We start from the raw sequence: 20,040 nt of genomic DNA, 5'->3' as shown, positions 1-20,040 counted from the left end.
TAATTTTCAAAATAGTAATCCTGTTCACATCACCTAAATACTACGTAGGTCACTAAACTACTGCTTCGGATTCAGACCAGCGACCCGGTCATTACGAACGTAAATCCGGGTATCATTAACAAGGCCAACGTACGTGTAATGTGCGCTCACAAACTGGCCTAGGGGTTTAATAAGTTCATGCCCCTGGGTTTTACGGTCATTCATCCAAAGATTCTGGCTACCGACTGCATCCACAAAAACAGGCGGAGTAGACCGTATAAAATCACTAACGTAACGTTTCTGATAGTCAGCCAGCATTGGATGATTAAACGCGCTACGTATCGTATGGTTTTCGGCTACGCCCTGCGGCATCTGTGTTTGAACGTAATAATCACAACGCCAGCCCCAGACAGCTAGTTTTTCACCTGGTCGTGCATAGGTCAACACTCTTTTTGCTACCGACGATTGCTGCACAACCCAGCCGTTTTGCCACTCCGACGAATAAGGATTCATCGGCGTTTTCTGGATATAATTCTGAACCGTTTGTATCCCAAACAGCAACAGAAAAACAGCCGTTGCGCCCAAAGCAATCCACTGCCCTGTACGTTCATTGGTTTGTAGCTGTTGCCAGCCATAGGCTAAACCAAACAACAGTGGGCCGGTTAAGAAGTACAAATAATGCACGTACTCTGAGCCCGTTCGGGTAATGGCGAACAACGTAGCAATCAGCAATGTGATGATAAATGCTGCGATCTGAACGGACTCAATAGTAAATCGAATTTTCCGGCGGACAGCAGCCACAAATCCTGCAATCCAAACCAATACGACAAACTTGACCAGCCAATCGAATTCGCTGCCCCGTTGAAAAAACTCGGGCAAACGAAGCAAACTCTTTACCTGATCGGTATTGCCAGCATAGCGAAAATTCCCGATGATATAGAACGTAATGAAATCGTTGTAAACGCCATTTATATAGGTCAGAAAAATAACCAGCAACGGGAACGCTGCACTACATACGCCAAGTAGAGCAATACGTCCAACTTTAGCCTGCACAGACAAATTCTGACGTAGCAGAATAGTAATTCCTACAAACAAGCCAACAACAGCAGCCAGCGGCACAGCCTGTAGTTTTCCAAATGGCACCATACCCAGCAGCAGGCCGATTAGCCCAATTCTCAGCAGCGATGGTTGCCGGTCGGCCAACAGTTTGGCATACAGATAATAGCTCCAGCTTAGTAACACCAGGGCAATTAGTTCACTGTTGTAATGCAGGAAATCGCCATTCTGGGTCAGGCCGAACATAAAAATCAACGGTAGCAACGCTAGTCGGGCGGCTTTACTACCAAACCAGCGTTTAGCCGTCTGAAATAACAGCCAAAAACATACGGCTACCAATCCGAAGGCGGTCAGATGAGCGGTAATAAAATCAAATGGTAAGCCTATAAAGCTGGGTATGATCAGGAAGTAGCTATCAAGTGGACCACCTGTTGTACCATCTACCGATCGAAAATAAACGGGATCATACCGCAGCGTCAACGCCTGTGTAATCATCTGACTCTCGTCAGGATTGATTTCGTTGTTGAATACGATGCTGGGTAGACGTAACAAAAACAGAGCCAGCAGTGCCGATGCAATAAAAAACCGCTGATTGGTTTGCGGCCTTATAGCAAGCCATAACAAAACCCAGCAGAGCGCATAAACGGGTAACCAATATACGGTTGGATAAGTGTCGAAATGGGGCATGGACGTAATACTAAAAATGCCAGCTTGTTCGACTGGCATTTTTAGGGAGTAAAGCTTTTATTATTTCACTAAGGCTAACCGGGCAGCCATACTGTCATGAATTTGAATCATGGTCTGCTTCAGATCGTAGGTCCAGTTCCAGTCTGGGTAGTGCGCCTTAAATTTCGTCAAATCAGAAATATACCAGATATGGTCACCACTACGTGCCGTCTCGGAATACTGATAATTCATTTTATTGCCCGAAATTTCTTCACACAGCGCAATGGCTTCCAGCATAGAACAGTTGGCGAATCGGCCACCACCAGCATTATATACTTCACCCGCGCGTGGGTTCTGATAGAAATGCCAGAACATATTCACTAAATCCCAGCTATGAATGTTATCCCGAACCTGCTTGCCTTTGTAGCCAAAAATGGTGTACTGATTTCCTGTAATGGCACATTTCATCAGGTAAGACAGGAAGCCGTGCAACTGCGCGCCCGAATGATTTGGTCCTGTTAAGCAACCTCCCCGGAATACTCCTGTTTTCATACCGAAATACCGACCGTACTCCTGCACCATTACGTCGGCGGCCACTTTCGAAGCGCCAAAGATGGAGTGTTTGGTATGATCCAGGCTCATTTCCTCATCAATACCATTCTTGAAATATTTATGATCCTGGTCGATTTCCCAGCGAGTTTCGGTTTCGATCAGTGGCAAATAGTTCGGATTATCGCCATACACCTTGTTGGTAGACGTGAAAATGAAAACAGCCTCGGGACAATGAAGCCGGGTCATTTCCAACAGGTTCAACGTACCAACCGCATTGACGCCAAAATCAGTAAATGGTTCGCGGGCGGCCCAGTCGTGAGAAGGTTGAGCAGCAGTATGAAGCACTAACTTAATATCACTACCATACTCCTGAAAGATAGGCTCTAACTGAGGCACCTCCCGAATATCGGCCGCATAATGTTTATAAGTTGCGTAGGTGTCGGCCAACCGATTGCGGTTCCATTCCGTTGAGCCATCAGCTCCGAAAAAGTACTGCCGCATGTTATTGTCGATACCAATAATCAAATCAAATTTATCAGCAAAAAAGGCAACGGCTTCACTACCAATGAGCCCAGCCGACCCCGTTACTAATGCAATATTCATAGCGATTATGCTGTTTGTAGCGATTTACTTATTCAAAAAGTACTATAAACCTTGTACTTCAATTGGACAAAGTAAAGGAAAAAAAATAGATACTTCTATGCCTTACACTCAAAAGCGACGCACCGGTCAGGTTAACCAATACATCGCTTTTGCTTAAGACATATACAGTATCTTCAACGGCTAATAATCCCTATACGTTTTATTAACCTTTACCTTCAGAAGAGACTATTTTTTAACTGACTACGCTCCCTGTGGGCCTGAGCCTGGTCCGTATAGTTTTTGACGGATTTTCTCAACCTTCTGATCCAGTTCAGGATTTGGGGTATACTTATATTTTGTCTGCACAGCAGCCGAATCTTTACCAGCTCCATATACTTCAGGATCGCCTGCCCGATAGTTAGCCCGGAAGTCGCCTGCCCGGTAATCAGCCTGACGGATCGTGTTATTTTTCTGATAGTCACAGGATGCCAGTGATAACACAGCTGCTACCATCAAACCTGCACTGAATACGCGTTTCATAGCCACTTGATTACGAATTGATTCTGCAAACTTACGAAAGAGTCGTTAGTCAAAGGCAGTTAACCCACAGATTTTTATTGATTTTCTCTATAATTCCTTACTTCTTAAGCGCTTCTATCTCCTGCCCGACAAACTCCATCAGCTCCTGAATGTGTTCGCGGGAGAAATCGAAAGGTACGTTAGCAGCCGCATATATCTCCCGAATAGGTGTCTTATAACCTAGGCTCAACGCTTTTTTGTAACCTTCCAGCCCGGCCACCGGATTGCGTCGATAATTACGCCATACGCCAATAGCCCCTAATTGGGCAATGCCATACTCAATATAATAAAAGGGCACTTCGTATAAATGCAATTGCCGTTGCCAGATATATGCCTTAAACTTCTCCAGACCCGCCCAATCGGTTACGTTGTCGGCAAACTGGTCATAAATTGATAGCCAGTTCTCACGCCGGTCAGCATCGGTATGGGTTGGATTTTCATATATCCAGTGCTGGAATTTATCTATCGTGGCCACCCAGGGCAGCGTTTCAATAATCGATTCAAGGTGCTGTAGTTTAGCCCGGCGCAACTCTTCAGGATTGTCGAAAAATACATCCCAATGATCCATCGACAGCAATTCCATACTCATCGAGGCCAGTTCGGCCACTTCCATGGGCGGATTTCGGAATGCTTTTAATGGAAGCTCCCGCGTTAGGAACGAGTGAACCGCGTGGCCGCCTTCGTGTACCATCGTAACCAAATCGCGCAGACTGGACGTAGCATTCATAAAAATAAATGGTACGCCAATTTCTTCTAAAGGATAGTTATAGCCTCCAGGTGCTTTCCCCTTCCTAGACTCCAGATCAAGATGGCCCATTGCCCGCATAATACGCAGGTCGTCACCTAAAGACTGGTCAAGTCGATCAAAACAAGCGATAGTTTTTTCCAGCAGTTCCGTTCCTGTCTCGAAGGGTTTCAGCGGAGGTCGCCCTGCTACGTCTACTTTAGTATCCCAGGGACGTAGCGGATCAACAGCCAAGTGCTGCTTCCGCTCCTGAGCCAATTTATTGAGTAACGGTACAACGGCATCGGCTACCGAATTATGGAAATTGAAGCAGTCTTCCGGTGTATAGTCGAAGCGACCCAACGCAGCAAAGGAATAATCCCGAAAATTAGCAAAGCCAGCATTCACCGCTATCTGATGACGTAGCGCGCGTAATCGATCAAACAGTTGATCAAGTGCGTCATGATCCTGGTAACGACGCTCCCAAATCGAGCGCCAGGCATTCTCCCGAACAGCCCGATCCGTTGCCTGAAGCAAATCACTCGCTGCGGGTAATGTCAGTTCCTGTCCATCGATAGTAACAGTCATTGCCCCGACCAGAGCACCGTATTTACGTTCTTCGGTCTGCATTTCTGTTTGCAGCGGAATATTTTCCTCCCGAAAAATATCAATGGCCTTTTTCATACCCCGTATCATCACCGAATACCCCTCCTCAGTCAGTTGACTCAAATAAGGGCTATCGATTGTTTTGATGTCGAGTTCGTTGCCTAACGCCGTCATGGGCGGCTGAATTTCGGCAATAAAGAAATTGAGCCGATTAACCAGGTCTTCGTTGGCGGTATCACACGTCATCCGAATGTAACGCCACGCAAAGTTTTCCGATAAATAGGATTCTAGTTCGCTCCGATCGGTTAACCATTGTTTAAACTCATCTACACTAGTAATAGGACGATTAAGTAATTCTTCATAGAGCGGTTTCACATCGTCCCAACTCCGTAAATCGGCCGTATCGGTAAAGCGTTCTTCGCCAATGAAACGGCGTATCGGACGGTTAGGGATTACTAAGGTTTCGTTTGAATTCATCAGTAATATAGGCAAGCTGGTTTGCCAGCAGTTTAGTAGTTCCTCAATAATGCTACAAAAATAAATAAGCCTTCTAAAATTTTTTTGTTCAACTAGTTGCATCTACGAAAAGCTTCGTATATGTTTACTACGAAATCATTCGTAGATACTATGAAACCAACAGATGCTGAACTCGAAATATTACACGTACTCTGGGCAAATGGCCCCAGCACAGTACGTCAGGTACATGAACAGCTAAGTCAGAATCGAGAAATAGGATACACGACAGCGTTAAAATTAATGCAGATCATGGTCGACAAAAGCTTGCTAAGTCGCATTGAAGATAGCCGCTCTCACACGTATTCAGCGGCTGTCAGCGAAGAAGATACCCAACGCGGATTAGTTGATCGATTTGTTGAAACAGCGTTTCGGGGCTCGGCCTCAAAACTCGTGATGCAGGTGCTGGGCCAGCACAAAACATCGCCTGAAGAATTAGACGAAATCAAAAAACTACTCAGTAGCCTAAACCGAGACTAATCCATTTTAACTGATTACCAACATTTTGCCATGAATACCATCTCTTATCACCTATTGAGCCCGGTTATTTATGCGCTGGGCTGGACGCTGTTCCACGCTCTCTGGCAGGGATTTGCCATTGTTCTGTCGACGGCTTTACTGCTGCATTTACTCCGACATCAATCCAGCGCGCTACGTTACCGACTGGGTATTTTCTCCCTGCTCTCGCAACTGCTTACGTCGCTAGGAACATTTGCCTGGTACTACAAACCCGTTTCCTCAGCCACTCCATTGCCCAACAACTCAGTACCTATGCGCTCACTGGCTATCCATTGGCAAACTATTTCACAAAACGTACCGTGGCATCAGCAGATACAGCTCTTTCTGAATGAACACCTTAATCAGTTTGTCATTATCTACTTGCTGGGGGTTATCTTGTTTGGTATACGCCTAACCGGCGGCTGGCTTTATCTCCAGCACCTCAGCCGGTCGGCCACCAAACCCACCTCCGACCGATGGATTCAACTATCCAACCAACTCCGAACCACTTTAGCCATTAAAACGGTGGTGCGTGTTCATGAATCGGCCCGTATTGCCGTACCAATGGTTATTGGTATGCTGAAGCCAGTTCTTCTTCTCCCTGTTGGCCTGGCAACCAGTTTATCAACGAAAGAAATAGAAGCGATTTTGGCCCATGAACTTGCTCATGTTAAACGTAACGATTATGCTGTCAACTTGCTGCAATCCATTATGGAGGTTCTTTATTTCTTCCATCCCGCTATGTGGTGGCTATCGGCCCGCGTCAGAGAAGAACGAGAACATTGCTGCGATGATCTGGCCGTACAAGCCTGTGGTGGCGACGGGCGCGTACTCGCCCAGGCATTAGCCCGTGTCGAAGAGATTCGATTAGCACAGGCAGGTTTCACCCCTTCTTTAGCGATGGCTTTAACAACCAAGCGACAATTACTCTTACAACGTGTGCGCCGAATGCTGGGCGTTCCGATACGTCCAGTCGTTTCAAATGGTAGCCTGGCGGGGTTAACCTTAGCCACCTTATTACTAGTAAGCGTATCGGTTTATGCGGTCCAAAAGCAGGACAAACCTGATCAAAAAACCAAACAACCTAAACCTACCCGCCGTCATAAAGTAGATACTAATTCAGAGTACGGTATGGCTGGCAATAAACAGGTCAGCTACGTAATCTGGAAAGGTCAAAAGCTACCACCAGCACGGGTAGCTAAATTACAGCAACAACTCAATCAGGTTATGGCGGGTAAGCTTTCGCTGGATATGGTTCAACAACCCGACCGCGATATTCTGCTGACTATCATTGAAAAGAATCAGGCGTTCGACGGCAGTATGGACGCTCTTACTGAAAGCTTATCCCACATTGATTACGACAATATTGTGGTCACGGCCGAAAACGGTGTGAAAGCTACGTTGGCAGAACTTGACAAGATCAATTATGATAAGATCGTCACTGAGGCACAGGCTTCTATATCGCAACTCCAGCCTTTGTCCGACTCGCTGTCCCGGCTACGTTCACTCCATAACGTTCAACTAGACAGTTTACATCGTCTGATGGCGCTTCAAACGAAACAAATGGACGCACTGCATCGGCAGATGGAGAAATTGCGGTTCCCCATTGAAGAGTTTGAACGTAATGAGGAAACGCTGGAATGGCGCAAACAACGCCTAATGGAACAACGGGAAAAGATTCTCGAAAAACGGCAGCAAATGCTACGTAACGAGGGCAAAGCAAAACTGGACGCATCTGCTGTTGAAAAACAGCTCGAATTACTCGAACCCGAAATTAAGAAACAGGAACTTGGCATCGAAGAGCTGAACAAACAGCTGGAAGAAGCCCGTGAAAAACTGGGAAAAGCTCGTCTGCCAATGGAGAAATTCGACAAGGAGATGGAACAGGTAAACCAGCAAATGGAATCGCTCTCGAATCAGATGAGTAAATATGGCGAAGATATGTCCATGAGCGACGACTTAATGAGAGAATACGAAATTGACTTAAGATCGGCACCCAGAGTTTATCATACGCCCAAAGCCGCCAAAACGCTACGTGGTGTGGCGGCTCCGCCCCCTCCGTTACCAGCCAAAACAATAAAAGGAGCCGCTGTAGTAAATCCCCCGGCCCCGCCCTCTCCACCTGATCACGTAGCGCCTGCAATAGCTCCCGAACCGGCTGTTGGAGTTGGTACAGTAGTTACCCCCAAAGTCGCTCCCTCTCCCAGGCGAAAAAAATAAGCAATGGCTAATGGCACGTCTGCGACGCGACGAATAAACAAAAAGGCCTGGTATTGATGCCAGGCCTTTTGTCTATTCTATTTCGATCACTACATCTCGCCCAACCGGGTGAGCAACGCAAGTCAACACGTAGCCAGCTTTCAGTTCAGATTCTGACAACCCATCTTCTTCATCTAGTTTTACGGTCCCGGATATACACCGTCCCATACAGGCCGTACACATCCCCGCCTGGCACGAATAGGGAAGATCAATATCCAGATCGAGCGCAGCTTCCAGAATAGTCTGATGTGGGGCTACGGCAAATTTATATTCACTGCCTTCGTACAAAATTGTCACCTCCGGCGACCCCTCATCACCGGCCGATATTGGATCTTCAATGACCTCCCCGGCAGCTACGGGCGCCGTTATGAAGCTTTCCTTAAATACTCTATCAGTAGGAACACCAACCAGAGCAAGAGCTGAGCGAGCTTCTGCCATCATTCCGTCAGGTCCACAGAGGTAAACGCTAGCATTCTGACGCTCCGCCGACGGAAGTGAATCGAGCAGTTTCGTTATGGTATGTTGATTCAATCGCCCCTCCGGGCCGGTCCATCCCGCTGAAGGCTGGCTTAGCACGTGGGTTACCTGAAAGCGCTGTTGACCATACGCCTGCTCCATCGCATCCAGATGCGCCTTATAGATAATCGAATTCTGATTGCGGTTGCCGTAAATAAGCCATATGCGGCTGTTTGGCTCTACGTGCAGGGCCGACTTGGCCATAGAAAACAGCGGTGTAATACCGCTACCAGCTCCAATCAATACGATAGTACGTCGGTTATTCGAATCCAGCTTCGGAACAAAGGTTCCCATTGGCTCCAGCGTTTCAATAATATCGCCGGGCTTAATCTGATCGCAGAGATAATTTGAGGCTAATCCACCAGGCACCCGTTTTACCGATACGGCTAATGATACGTCAACATAAGGCGACGAAGCCATTGAGTACGAGCGACGTACTTTCTGCCCATTTATGTTCAGTAGGAATGTCAGAAACTGACCCGGCTGATAGCGTACTTCTTCGTTAATTGGATGCCAGAAGGTTATTGTTACAGCATCCGATGTCTCCCGAACAACCTCTTTTACTTTTAAAAAATACCGATTTGCCATTACTATTCAGGTTGTATTGGTCTGTGAATGTAGTTTTTGGTCTATGGTTTATAGTTCATTGTGTTAGCTTAGCAATCAGGCCCAACAACAAACCATAAACTATGAACAATAAACAGTCAATCATAAACCCAGTTGCAAAGGTACACTAAGCAACTCGTCGATGAAAATCAACCAGTTTTTCAGCGGGAGCTTTTATAATGTCGCCCATCAACAAGGCAGTTTCCTCAACGGCTTTTTTTAGCTGATCCGAAAAATAATGAGCAATTGACCCGACAAAATGAACAGCGTACTGCTGGGCTTCAGGTAGCCGAGCTACGTAGGTCGACAAAAAGACCTCAAATGCATCGGTCACCAGCGTATCTACGTAGCGGTCAGCTATATGCTCTGATAAAAAAGGCGTAAAAGCCGCGAAATAGCGATTTGGAAAGGGTTTCTGGTATGCATTTTCCAGCAACGTAGCCCGATCCAGTGCGTAACGCTTCTTGAACGTATCGGCTAAATGCTTCGGCAATCGCTCCTGAAAAAAATCACGAACAAGTGTTTTACCCAGATAACCTCCACTCCCTTCGTCGCCAAGCCAGAAACCCAGGGTCTGAATTCCGCGCTCTATTTGATAACCATCGTAAAAACAGGCGTTTGATCCTGTTCCAAGAATACACACAATTCCTGGCTTGTGTCCCGACGCACCACGGGCGGCCCCTAACATATCGCTGTTTACCTCAATCGTATCCAGTGTAGGCATGACGGCCTGTAATGCATCAGCTACGATGTAATTGACGGCAGGCCCACTGCATCCGGCCCCGTAGAAAAAAACAGCCGACACCGGAGCCTTTTCCAGATGTGGAACGAGTTGTTCCTGTAGCGTAACGGAAATCTGTGATGTTGTTTGATAATAGGGATTGAAACCGTTCGTTTGAATAGCACGAGCTGTTCCATCCTGAAATACAAGCCGCCAGTCGGTTTTAGTAGAACCGCTATCGGCAATAAGGAATGTGTTCATGGTTTATGGTTTTCAGCTTATGGTTAAACCCTTTGTTAATTATCGGGTAGCCATAAACGCTCAATCGTTACGTAAGCCGTCCGACGGCTGGAAATTTGGCGAAGACCCAGTCAGCATGAGGAGCATTGGCCAGTTCATGAGTCAGATCCTGGCCCGCCCAATGTTCATAATGCTTGCCGTTTCGCCATAAACGCGACGTTGATACATCGTAGATGATGCCTTCATAGGCACACCAGATTTCTTCGCGATCGGACCCATTGCGAAGTGCAAGCTGAGCTCGGGTATACCGTTGTAATAAAGTTGGGTCGATTGGCATTGATTGTCCGTTTAGTCAAAACGATTACGTATTAGAGGCATAGAATTTGCGGGTGACAACAAAAATAGTTTAACTTTAGCCACTTGAGTTTATATACAACAATTTACAATGAGAAAGACTCCCCTCATCGCTTTTCTATCGATAACCTTGCTTGTTGGCTTACTGATGGGTTGCGGTGGTTCAAAAACCCCGCCTGTTTCTGAGCGGATCGCTAAAGTATGGACTGCTCGTACGGTAGATCATGATAACGCAACAGTATATACCAAAGGTGGTACTAGCAATGCTTCCGACTATTCTAAATTTCAGTTGGACCTCAGTGCAGCACCTACTGTAAAATATACCGACCTGTACGGCAACGTATTTACAGGCCAATATTCTGTTCCCAGCGATACGCGTCTTGTGCTGACCAACCTGAATCCTTCGCCAACCGGTGCCAATGGCACGCTTGAGTTCACGATTAACTCCATCAGCGATAACGAATTGGTTATTACCGCTACGACAGCCAGCCAAAAAATAGGCAACAAAATTGCCAAGTACACGCTATCTAACCCATAGGGTCAGCAAACCATTTTCAGCGTTAAGCCGTTCCGTAGGTCAAGCGGGGCGGCTTTTTTGTCGATATACGAGCCATTACGTTGTAGCCCCTGCAGACTTTTATGACAAATCTTAATTCCATTGGCGAATTTGGCCTGATTGATCGTATTCAGCAGGCCAGCCCAGCAATTATACACCCCGAAACAGTACGTAGCATTGGCGACGATGCGGCAGTTTTTGACTGGGGAGATGACTATGGTTTATTAGCAACAGATATGCTGGTCGAGGGCGTCCATTTCGACCTCATGTATGTTCCACTCAAACACCTTGGCTACAAAGCTATAGCCGTTAACGTATCGGATATTGCCGCTATGAATGGCCTGCCCGTTCAGCTTACCGTAAGTCTGGCGTTGAGTAGTCGTTTTACGGTCGAAGCGGTCGATGAATTATACGCCGGAATACGGGCGGCCTGCGAAGATTATAAGGTTGATCTGGTAGGTGGAGACACTACGTCGTCTCGCTCGGGTCTGGTTATATCGATTGCGGTCTTGGGCAAAGTGCCTAAAGACCTTATTACGTATCGGAACACGGCCCAGCCCAACGATGTCATTTGCGTTACCGGCGACTTAGGAGCGGCCTATCTCGGCCTGCAACTGCTGGAACGGGAAAAACAGGTTTTTCTGGCCGACCCCAATATGCAGCCAAGCCTTACCGAAGAACGTTCGTATCTGATGCAACGTCAGCTTCGTCCTGAAGCTCGTACAGACATTGTTCATGAGCTTCGCGATCTGGGCATCCGCCCAACGGCCATGATCGATGTGTCAGATGGTCTGGCGTCTGAACTTCTCCATATTTGCAGGCAATCGGGAACGGGGGCTGTCATTTTTGACGAAAACATCCCCATCGACGATCAGACGCATCTGGCAGCCGATGAGTTTAAGATTAGCCCAATTACGGCGGCTTTGAATGGTGGCGAAGATTATGAACTCCTGTTTACGGTTCGTCCGCAGGAATTCGATAAGCTTTCTACAAACGCAAGAATCACGGCAATTGGTTATCTGACCGCCGATCCGAATCAATTAGTATTAGCCACCAAAGCGGGCCAGCAAACGCCTATTCGGGCGCAGGGCTGGGAGAGCTTCCAGAAATAATAGAGCGGGGATTTATCCTTTTACGTAGTCGTAGATCAGTTTAGATACAGTAGCCATTACGTTCTCAACGGCCTGTTCGTTCTGAATGTCTTTTGATAAAAGCACGAGTACATATTTACGACCGTCCGGAAGAAACACAATGCCAGAATCGTGCAGAACGCCTTTGATGGAACCGGTTTTGTGAGCAACCTTTACGTCTTTCGGCAATTTGGCGGGAATTTTCGTCTTGAAGCGCTGGTCAAGCAATGTCTTGATCATCGCTTCTGACGCAGCAGGGCTCACGGCCTTACCCAGTGCAATTTTCTCAAAAATTACCATGAGATCATAGGCGGTAGTTGTATTGTTGAGCCCCTGCGCAAACGCCTTCGAATCTTCCACTCCTCGACGTACCTGAATATCGTTTGCGCCCATCTCGCGCATGGTTTGTGTTACTTTCTGGGCATCGGCCAGTTCGATGACCAGATTGGTAGCCAGGTTGCTACTCCAGATAATCATATCGTAAACCAATGAATCGATGGTACGTTTCGTCCCAACGTACTTGTAGATGCTTGTATCGCTATCTGTTTTTGCATCCAGCGTATACGGGCTCCCATCCACAATACTTTTAAATTCTGTTTTGATCGTAATTGAATCGTCGAGAGACAGACGTTTCTGAGCCGCCTGCTTATAAATTTCGATCATAACAGGCGTTTTCATGGTGCTGGCGGCATGAAATTCCTCGCGTTCCCGAATGAGCAGCTCCTGTCCTGTTCCCAAATCTTTGAAGGCCACCGCGAAAACACCGGGCTGTTTCGCTAGTTCCTGATTGACCTGCTTTCGGAGGTGTTCTACTTTTTTCTTAGACTGGGCCCAACTAACCGCAACGGGCATGGACATGCACAAAACACTGGCAATCAAAAAGATTGTCTGACGGTTCAGAAACTTCATTCGTGTAGCAACTTTTAGACGTGATGAGTGACTATAAACAGCAACTCTTATCGTACCCGTGAAAATTTCAGGTAACAGTTCCCTTCGCATTTAGGCTTTAATACTAGCATGTCGCCATCAAATGCGATTCCCTGTCTGAAATATTGATTAGCCCGGTTCGTGCTGATGTACAGATTAACACCCAAACCCTCCTGATACGTAGAGTCCACCCGATAATATTTGATCGGGTTATAATAACTCATTTCATTTCCTTCTGCCGTCAGTTTGCCATCCGCGCTAAAAGAAAGGGTTTGCTGTCCTTGGACAACTTCCAGTAGCTCTTTTTTCTTGTCAAAAATCAGTGTATTTCCGGCTTCGATTTGATAATACAACGTATTATCTATTGGCCAATAACGGCGAGTTACGGTCGAATCAAGAGTGATCTTTACTTGCTGCTTATCAACAATAATGAAACCATAATTATAGCTTTTATCTTCACTAACAGAATCTGCCGGAAATCGTCGTTCGGCAAGCTGCCAGGTACCAACTAAGCGCTGATCACCAGCACCAGGCGAAAACTCCTGGGACGTATCTTTGCAATCGGTCAGTAAACCAATTATGCCCAGGCAGATTGATAAAAATAGAGCTATTCTTTTCACAAGCGAATAAACAGTTCACAAATCTAACAAAAGACTCTTTCTTTTTTGTCTTGTTCCGTCTGACGTAATCAGTCCTATTTTTTTTGCCGCGCTACGTTAGTTTCCACCAATCCGAGCAACTTCTTCAGGGAGTTACGTTATCAATGGTTATAAATAAAGAAGTGGTGCGATCAGGAGAAATCACACCACTTCTTTCAGATATCTTTATTTACACAAAATGCGTGCCTTTTTCTTTGGCGTCGGCCACAAAAGCTTTCACTTTCTGTTCGTCCTCTTTACGACAAATCATAAGCACATTATCGTATTCGGCGACAATAAATCCGTCCAGGCCATTGATGGCTACTAGTCGATCTTTCGGTGTTTTGATGATACAGTTTTTCGTATCGTACAGTAGAACATGACCATCCACTACGTTCAGGTCGTCGTTTTTATCGGATACTTCATACAACGACTTCCAGGTTCCCAGATCAGACCAGCCAAATTCACTCAACACGACGTAAACGTTCTGCGCCTTCTCCATAACGCCGTTGTCGATCGATATGCTTTTAGTCAGCGAATACGCTTTATCAACAAAAGCCTTTTCTGCTTCCGTGTAATAGGCCTCTTTTCCTTCTTCGAAAATTTCGGCTACCTCTGGCAGGTGTGCCTGGAAAGCTTTTATAATAGCCTGTACATTCCAAACGAAAATACCGGCATTCCAAACAAACTCTCCACTATCGACAAATTGTTGAGCGAGTTCGAGATGTGGTTTTTCGGTAAATGTTTTCACCTTTTTAACCGTATCCCCCGATTCAGGAATGTATTGGATATAGCCATAGCCCGTATCTGGGCGGCTCGGCTGAATACCCAGCGTTACCAGAATATCCTGGGATTTGGTAGCATCGAGGGCGGCAAGAATAGTCCGTTGAAATTCTTCTTCTTTCAGAATAATGTGGTCGGCTGGTGCTACCACAATATTAGCCTCTGGATCGCGCTGGGCAATTTTGTAGCACGCATAGGCAATACAGGGCGCTGTATTCCGAGCCACCGGTTCGCACAAAACCTGTTCGTCAGTCAGCTGGGGTAGCTGCTGCTGACAAAGATCTTTGTAGAGCGAACTGGTAACGATATAGATATTTTCGGGTGGACAAACACCATTGAAACGATCCGCTGTTTGTTGAAGAAGGGTACGACCAGTGCCTAAAACATCATGAAACTGTTTCGGGTAACTTGTTCGGCTAAAAGGCCAGAACCGCGTTCCGACTCCTCCTGCCATGATGATTACATACGTATTATTCATCGATAATTTCCTTAAAATATATAGGGATTATAACCCAAGTTGCCACTATCATACCTAATAATCTCACAATAGTTTTGAAATTTTAGGCAGTGAAACAATGGTTTTACGAGCAAAAATAATCGAACAATCAGCTAGTCAGCTACTATTCGATCATTTTGTTTCTCAAAAACCAACTAACGAAACTACCAGTCACCACCCACCGCTCTCAGTAACGCTATGGCAAACTGGGTTTCCTGGCTTCTTAACTGAACCATTTGCTGCTCAGAGGTTAAAATAGTCCGCTGAGCATCAAGAACTTCCAGATACGTAGCAAGCCCACGCACATATAATTCCCGATTATATAACTCCGTACGTCTCGCCAGTGATAACGTCTGGTTTTGCAATTCTATTTGCTGTCGTAATAACGTTAGATTGTCCAGCGCCGTTTCTGCATCGCGCTGAGCCAATTGCAATGCCTGCTGATACGTTTGCTGACTGGTTTGAGCCATTTGTTTGGAGAGTGCAATGTTCTGTTTAGCCCGATGCCCTTCGTAGAGCGGAACCGACGCATTAATACCGACCAGATACGTAGCGCTGCTCGGTGTCAGCCAGGGGCCTACCCGCCCCGACAACAAACCACCTGACCCTACCAACGTAACACGCGGTAGCGTGGTCGATTGTTGAAGCGTAACCTGCGCATTGGCTACCTGATTCTGGCGAACAAACTGTAACAAATCTGGTCGACGCTGAAGTTGCTCAACCGCTACAGCCGCGTAAGGATACGACGGTACGTCGGTAGGCAACGTACCAACTGGTACCGAAAACTGGTTTGGGTCCTGAGCGCATAACTGGGCTAATCCATTCACCAACTCAAGCCGGGCCCGCTCGAGACCTTTTAACGTAACCTGGAGTGTTGCATAATCCGTTTCGGCACGTTGCACATCAATCTGGCTAATAAGACCTACCCGGAAGCGTTCACGAATAATTGACAATGTAGTGTCTCTGGATTGAATATTCCGACGAAAAACCGCCTGTTCAGCATCATTACCCCGAATAAGCATATAGGTCCGGGCAATGTCGGACGCTAGTGTCAGTCGAAATGACTGGACATCAGCATCGCTCGCCTGGGCCTGCAGATCAGCCACCGTGATACTATTACGGATACGTTTGAATAAATCCAGCTCATAGCTTGCATCAATTGGCAGAACCTGGAATGTATTCAATTGAAACCGGGGTAGTTGGTCTGCGGTAGAAATAGTAAGCGGACGGCGCTCCGACAAACTTTGCGTCGTTACTAATAGAGAGCTACGTATCGAAGGAGCTAAAAAAGACTGAGCTACTTTCACCCGAATACGCGCTTCTTCCAACCGACTTAGTGCTGATTTTATATTGGGGCTATTATCTAGTCCCAACTGGATCAATGATTCGAGCGTTGGATCGTTAAAACGCCGAAAACCAGTAATTGTCAACGCGGGAACCGGAGCATCCGTGCCTGGCGATGTGGTAGCTGTGGACGTCGGGCTTTCTGATATAGCCGGTGCCTGCGATTGTACCGTTCCAGATGTACCAGCGGGTAGAGAACCTGGCTGGACAGTTACGGAGCCACCCGGCGGATTAACAGGCGTTGTTTGTGCCTTTAGTACGGTACAGGAAACTAGTAAGAGAAAACTATATACTACGCTTTTTTTCATTACTGGGCTACACGTTTTTCAACTACATACTCTCGGAAACTGGCTTTTAACAATCATTAGGCCGGTACGCTACGTAGTAGGTCTGACATCTAAACGATCCTGAACGCACCACTACCCTCCGACTTATCGATTAGCTTATACGTTCCACGGCTACAACTGCATCCTTGTTAAGAGGACCATACAAATGGGGAAACTGCTCATCATTGGTAGAAACTTCATATTTTAATTCTCCAACCAAACGACCAGCATCAATATGTACTAACAATAAATCCGGTACGCCCTGATAATATCGCTCGAGGACGCCCGGAACCTGATCTTTTTTCGATAAGTGAATAAAGCCCTCAGTCTGAAGACTATCTGCTTCGTAATACGATTTCTGTTGGTATTTCGTCCAGTTACCGTCCTGAACAATATGATAAATCAAGTCCATTTTACCCTTTTGAAGGTTATGTTTAGCCGTCGCTCTTACGTCTATTTAAAATCAACCCATAGGATTCAGATTCTCTAAATCCTATGAAAGAAACTATGCTAAACCATCAATCCATTGAATCGATACGTTTATTGAACTTGTATTGCTGGGCAGGCTATCCCCAAATGACATGAATTTATCCGTTACAAATTACCTGACAAAAGCTATCAACAACAGAATGGATACAGACTAAGGAGACTTACCGAAGTAATATTACCTAACCCGCCAACCGATACTAAGTACAATTGTACAAAAGCAAGACAAATCAAGGCAATGATCTTCCTTTCTGACTTATCGTCAGGCAATTTAGTCGCATTATCCTAAAAAACCGAATTACAATATTGTCTTATTTCAAGAATAAATTTCTCCACCTATTTGGCAAAGATTTCCATGATAACTTCATCAGAGTATTAATTCGTAGCGTTGCTCCTGTATGGTTTGCCCCCACATCTGAACAGGTTCATGTTCATCGGTGAGTTCAAACCCAGCCCGTTTATAGACATAATGTGCTGTAGCCTGATCAGTGGTGGTCAGAAGATATAAGCTTTTATAGTTTTGCTCACGGCCAAAAGCCAGCGCCAAATCGACCAGTTGCTTGCCCACACCCTGCCCTCTAAACGACTTATCTAATAAAAACCAGCGCAACTGACCGACACTGGATAGACGACCTACAATAGCGATACAACCCACAAATTGCCCGTCAACTTCGGCAATCCAGAGTCGATCTCGCTTAGGTGAATAATTCTCCGCAAACTCACATACGGTTTCTGCTACGTAGCCTTCAAAACTCATATCGTAGCCAAACTCGGGCGCGTACCAAAGTCCATGATAACGCGTAACTAATCCCAAATCACCCGGCCGAAGATCATGACGGATTGTTATGGAGGGCTTTGAACAATGATTAGTCAACAAATTCTGAATGGTTTGCATACTGCTGGCAAGCTCTCCGTATTGCTGGTTGCTCAGGTGTTTAGTTAGCGCTGCGAGTTCCTGTTCATAAGCCTGATTTAGCGTCTGAAATAAATCCTGTCCAAGGGGAGTCAATGCCAGATTGCTGATGCGTGCATCCAGCGTTGAGCGATTACGGGTTATGAGCCCTTCTCGCTCAAACCGTCTGATAATACGGCTTAGGTAGCCGGCGTCTATATGTAAGCGATCTATAAGATCTGTTTGGGTGCTAATTGGGTAATTGGCTAGTTCGAACAATACTCTTGCTTCAGCCTGCGACAGATTATTTTTTAAAACATGTTGTTCAACAACACTCATTACGTTCGTGTAATACCGGTTAAAAGCCCGGACTTCGGCAACAGAAATCATACCAAATAAATCTATAAATTGTACAATATTACAGAAAATACTTGACACAGTCTATCAAGTGCCGGGATTACACAGACCTCATACTTCGGACAACACACGTGAACCAAAGACCATAATTCGTTGTAATTTTGTTGCTACAACAAAATCGATTTCAATTATGCCAAAGGCACAAATGAACACCGATAAAGGAGTAATGCTTATTGAATTTTTCGAGAAGGATGCTCCCAAAGCGGTCGACAACTTTATATCGTTAGCCAAAAAGGGATTTTATGATGGCGTTACGTTCCACCGAGTCATTCCTAATTTTATGATTCAGGGTGGAGACCCAACCGGAACCGGTGCTGGTGGCCCTGGCTATACAATTGACTGCGAGTTAACCGGCGAAAATCAGTATCACGATCGTGGCGTATTATCGATGGCTCACCGTGGACGTAACACGGGAGGATCGCAGTTTTTCATCTGCCATAACCGCCAGAATACGCAACACCTGGACCGAAACCATACCGTCTTCGGTAAGGTAGTAGACGGCCTGGATGTGATCGATCTAATTCGTCAAGGCGACAAAATCAACAGCATTACAATTCTTGAAGAATAAGAATACGTAGTGTATCCAACAACAAGCCCCGCAATCCAAATGGATTGCGGGGCTTGTTGTTGAGTAAAATCCGAGATTTACGAATAAACTGGTGTTTTCCTGGAAACGAGTCCAATAACGGCCAATAGTACAGCAACAATAGCACCGGCACCGGCTATTAGAGGAATTTGTCCATTCCCGGCCTGTTCCACAGCAATGGCTGCGTAAGCCCAGGCAAACACTAAAATGTAGGCCACACTTCTATACCGATTAAAAACAATGGCGCCAACAACTAAACCAACTATCAAAATAGCGATGGCCCATGTTTGCTCTGCGAGCCCCATCAAACTAAAGGAAGTAGCTTTTAGAAAAACCGCTACGTTCAAAATGGTAGCCACAGTTAGCCAACCAAAGTAAATCGAGAAAGGTACTCGGACAAGCCATGTTTCAGTTACCGAAGCAGGCAATTCGGGCAAACTCGCATCAGGATCGGTTGGTAGGAACGGAACCTGTAGATGCTCCAGCAGTCGTTGCTCAATAACTGCTAAAGAAAATAGCATAACCAGAATAACGACTAACGCTAAACCAATCTGCTCACGATTAAAAAGCGGACTCCAGATAGCGTTACAGAAGGCATTCAGAACAACCCATCCACCTATGGCGCGAAAACGTGGATTGTTACGTTGCTTCGGCGTTGCCTGATATACTGCAAATGCTAACAGCCCCAGAAAAATCAGGCCCCAAATAGAAAAGGCATATCCCGCTGGCGTAATGAGCGTATGGTACTTATCCGAAATATCCTTATTTGTACTGCCGCCAAAGACACCTATGTTCGACAAATAATTCATTACAATCAGTAACACGATACTGACAATGACGAGGATCTGACGGAGTTTATCATTCATGATCTGTAAGGATTAATTATAGAAAGGTCAAATTGAACGTAGCAGACAACTCACCTCCTTTAATTGGACGCTATAATAACCAAAATGTGTTCTAATAGTTAGAATTGCTTTTATAGCGACGTATTGCTCCTTACCGATCAAG

The 20,040-nt window shown here is 45.9% G+C and carries 19 protein-coding genes; 5 read left to right on the top strand and 14 right to left on the bottom strand.

The window, feature by feature from the left end:
* Positions 1-57: 57 nt before the first annotated feature.
* From GK108_RS01215 to GK108_RS01200, 4 genes are all read right to left on the bottom strand, one after another.
* On the bottom strand, positions 58-1,761 hold the full coding sequence (locus GK108_RS01215; protein ID WP_246224608.1) for a hypothetical protein: 1,704 nt from the start codon (positions 1,759-1,761) through the stop codon (positions 58-60).
* A 21-nt stretch (positions 1,762-1,782) separates the two neighbouring features.
* A complete protein-coding gene (locus GK108_RS01210) occupies positions 1,783-2,856 on the bottom strand; it encodes an NAD-dependent epimerase/dehydratase family protein (protein WP_163941556.1) in 1,074 nt (357 codons plus the stop codon).
* Positions 2,857-3,096: 240 nt separating this feature from the next.
* Positions 3,097-3,375, bottom strand: a complete 279-nt coding sequence (locus tag GK108_RS01205) for a hypothetical protein (RefSeq protein WP_163941554.1) — start codon at positions 3,373-3,375, stop codon at positions 3,097-3,099.
* 97 nt (positions 3,376-3,472) lie between these two features.
* Complete coding sequence (locus GK108_RS01200) at positions 3,473-5,221, bottom strand: M3 family oligoendopeptidase (RefSeq protein ID WP_163941552.1); 1,749 nt, start codon at positions 5,219-5,221, stop codon at positions 3,473-3,475.
* A 150-nt stretch (positions 5,222-5,371) separates the two neighbouring features.
* On the opposite strand from GK108_RS01200, the gene GK108_RS01195 reads away from it, so the two are divergent.
* Positions 5,372-5,737, top strand: coding sequence for a BlaI/MecI/CopY family transcriptional regulator (locus tag GK108_RS01195; protein WP_163941550.1), 366 nt, complete (start codon positions 5,372-5,374; stop codon positions 5,735-5,737).
* A 30-nt stretch (positions 5,738-5,767) separates the two neighbouring features.
* Positions 5,768-7,975, top strand: a complete 2,208-nt coding sequence (locus tag GK108_RS01190; protein WP_163941549.1) for a M56 family metallopeptidase — start codon at positions 5,768-5,770, stop codon at positions 7,973-7,975.
* A 72-nt stretch (positions 7,976-8,047) separates the two neighbouring features.
* On the opposite strand, the gene GK108_RS01185 is transcribed toward GK108_RS01190, so the two are convergent.
* From GK108_RS01185 to GK108_RS01175, 3 genes are all read right to left on the bottom strand, one after another.
* Complete coding sequence (locus GK108_RS01185; protein ID WP_163941548.1) at positions 8,048-9,118, bottom strand: ferredoxin--NADP reductase; 1,071 nt, start codon at positions 9,116-9,118, stop codon at positions 8,048-8,050.
* A gap of 145 nt (positions 9,119-9,263) precedes the next feature.
* Positions 9,264-10,118 carry an N-acetylglucosamine kinase gene (locus GK108_RS01180; RefSeq protein ID WP_163941547.1) on the bottom strand — a complete coding sequence of 285 codons (855 nt, stop codon included), beginning with the start codon at positions 10,116-10,118 and terminating at the stop codon, positions 9,264-9,266.
* A 67-nt stretch (positions 10,119-10,185) separates the two neighbouring features.
* Entirely contained in the window at positions 10,186-10,434 is a 249-nt protein-coding gene (locus GK108_RS01175) for a cytochrome b5 domain-containing protein (RefSeq protein ID WP_163941546.1), read from the bottom strand.
* Between the two features lie 108 nt (positions 10,435-10,542).
* On the opposite strand from GK108_RS01175, the gene GK108_RS01170 reads away from it, so the two are divergent.
* Both GK108_RS01170 and thiL read left to right on the top strand, forming a co-directional pair.
* Positions 10,543-10,989 (top strand): hypothetical protein, encoded by a 447-nt coding sequence (locus tag GK108_RS01170; RefSeq protein ID WP_163941545.1) that lies wholly within the window; start codon positions 10,543-10,545, stop codon positions 10,987-10,989.
* Between the two features lie 101 nt (positions 10,990-11,090).
* On the top strand, positions 11,091-12,119 hold the full coding sequence (thiL, locus tag GK108_RS01165) for a thiamine-phosphate kinase (protein ID WP_163941540.1): 1,029 nt from the start codon (positions 11,091-11,093) through the stop codon (positions 12,117-12,119).
* Between the two features lie 12 nt (positions 12,120-12,131).
* Here thiL and GK108_RS01160 read toward each other — a convergent pair whose 3' ends face one another.
* The 6 genes from GK108_RS01160 to GK108_RS01135 form a co-directional block, all read right to left on the bottom strand.
* The gene (locus GK108_RS01160) at positions 12,132-13,046 is read right to left on the bottom strand and encodes a serine hydrolase (protein ID WP_163941537.1); all 915 of its coding nucleotides are present in this window, start codon (positions 13,044-13,046) and stop codon (positions 12,132-12,134) included.
* Positions 13,047-13,093: 47 nt separating this feature from the next.
* A complete protein-coding gene (locus GK108_RS01155; RefSeq protein WP_163941534.1) occupies positions 13,094-13,684 on the bottom strand; it encodes a hypothetical protein in 591 nt (196 codons plus the stop codon).
* A gap of 208 nt (positions 13,685-13,892) precedes the next feature.
* Positions 13,893-14,963, bottom strand: a complete 1,071-nt coding sequence (locus GK108_RS01150) for a mannose-1-phosphate guanylyltransferase (protein WP_163941531.1) — start codon at positions 14,961-14,963, stop codon at positions 13,893-13,895.
* 182 nt (positions 14,964-15,145) lie between these two features.
* A complete protein-coding gene (locus GK108_RS01145; RefSeq protein ID WP_163941529.1) occupies positions 15,146-16,633 on the bottom strand; it encodes a TolC family protein in 1,488 nt (495 codons plus the stop codon).
* Between the two features lie 130 nt (positions 16,634-16,763).
* Positions 16,764-17,063, bottom strand: coding sequence for a DUF952 domain-containing protein (locus GK108_RS01140; protein WP_163941526.1), 300 nt, complete (start codon positions 17,061-17,063; stop codon positions 16,764-16,766).
* Between the two features lie 441 nt (positions 17,064-17,504).
* Positions 17,505-18,419 carry a bifunctional helix-turn-helix transcriptional regulator/GNAT family N-acetyltransferase gene (locus GK108_RS01135; protein WP_163941523.1) on the bottom strand — a complete coding sequence of 305 codons (915 nt, stop codon included), beginning with the start codon at positions 18,417-18,419 and terminating at the stop codon, positions 17,505-17,507.
* Between the two features lie 157 nt (positions 18,420-18,576).
* Here GK108_RS01135 and GK108_RS01130 point away from each other — a divergent pair, with 157 nt between their 5' ends.
* Positions 18,577-19,014: a peptidylprolyl isomerase gene (locus tag GK108_RS01130; protein WP_163941521.1), complete on the top strand. Its 438-nt coding sequence runs from the start codon at positions 18,577-18,579 to the stop codon at positions 19,012-19,014.
* A gap of 77 nt (positions 19,015-19,091) precedes the next feature.
* Here GK108_RS01130 and GK108_RS01125 read toward each other — a convergent pair whose 3' ends face one another.
* Positions 19,092-19,898 carry a TspO/MBR family protein gene (locus GK108_RS01125; RefSeq protein ID WP_170305369.1) on the bottom strand — a complete coding sequence of 269 codons (807 nt, stop codon included), beginning with the start codon at positions 19,896-19,898 and terminating at the stop codon, positions 19,092-19,094.
* Between the last annotated feature and the right edge of the window lie 142 nt (positions 19,899-20,040).

The sequence above is a fragment of the Spirosoma terrae genome (assembly GCF_010435915.1).
Lineage (GTDB): Bacteria > Bacteroidota > Bacteroidia > Cytophagales > Spirosomataceae > Spirosoma > Spirosoma terrae.
This window is presented reverse-complemented; position numbering and strand designations above follow the sequence as displayed.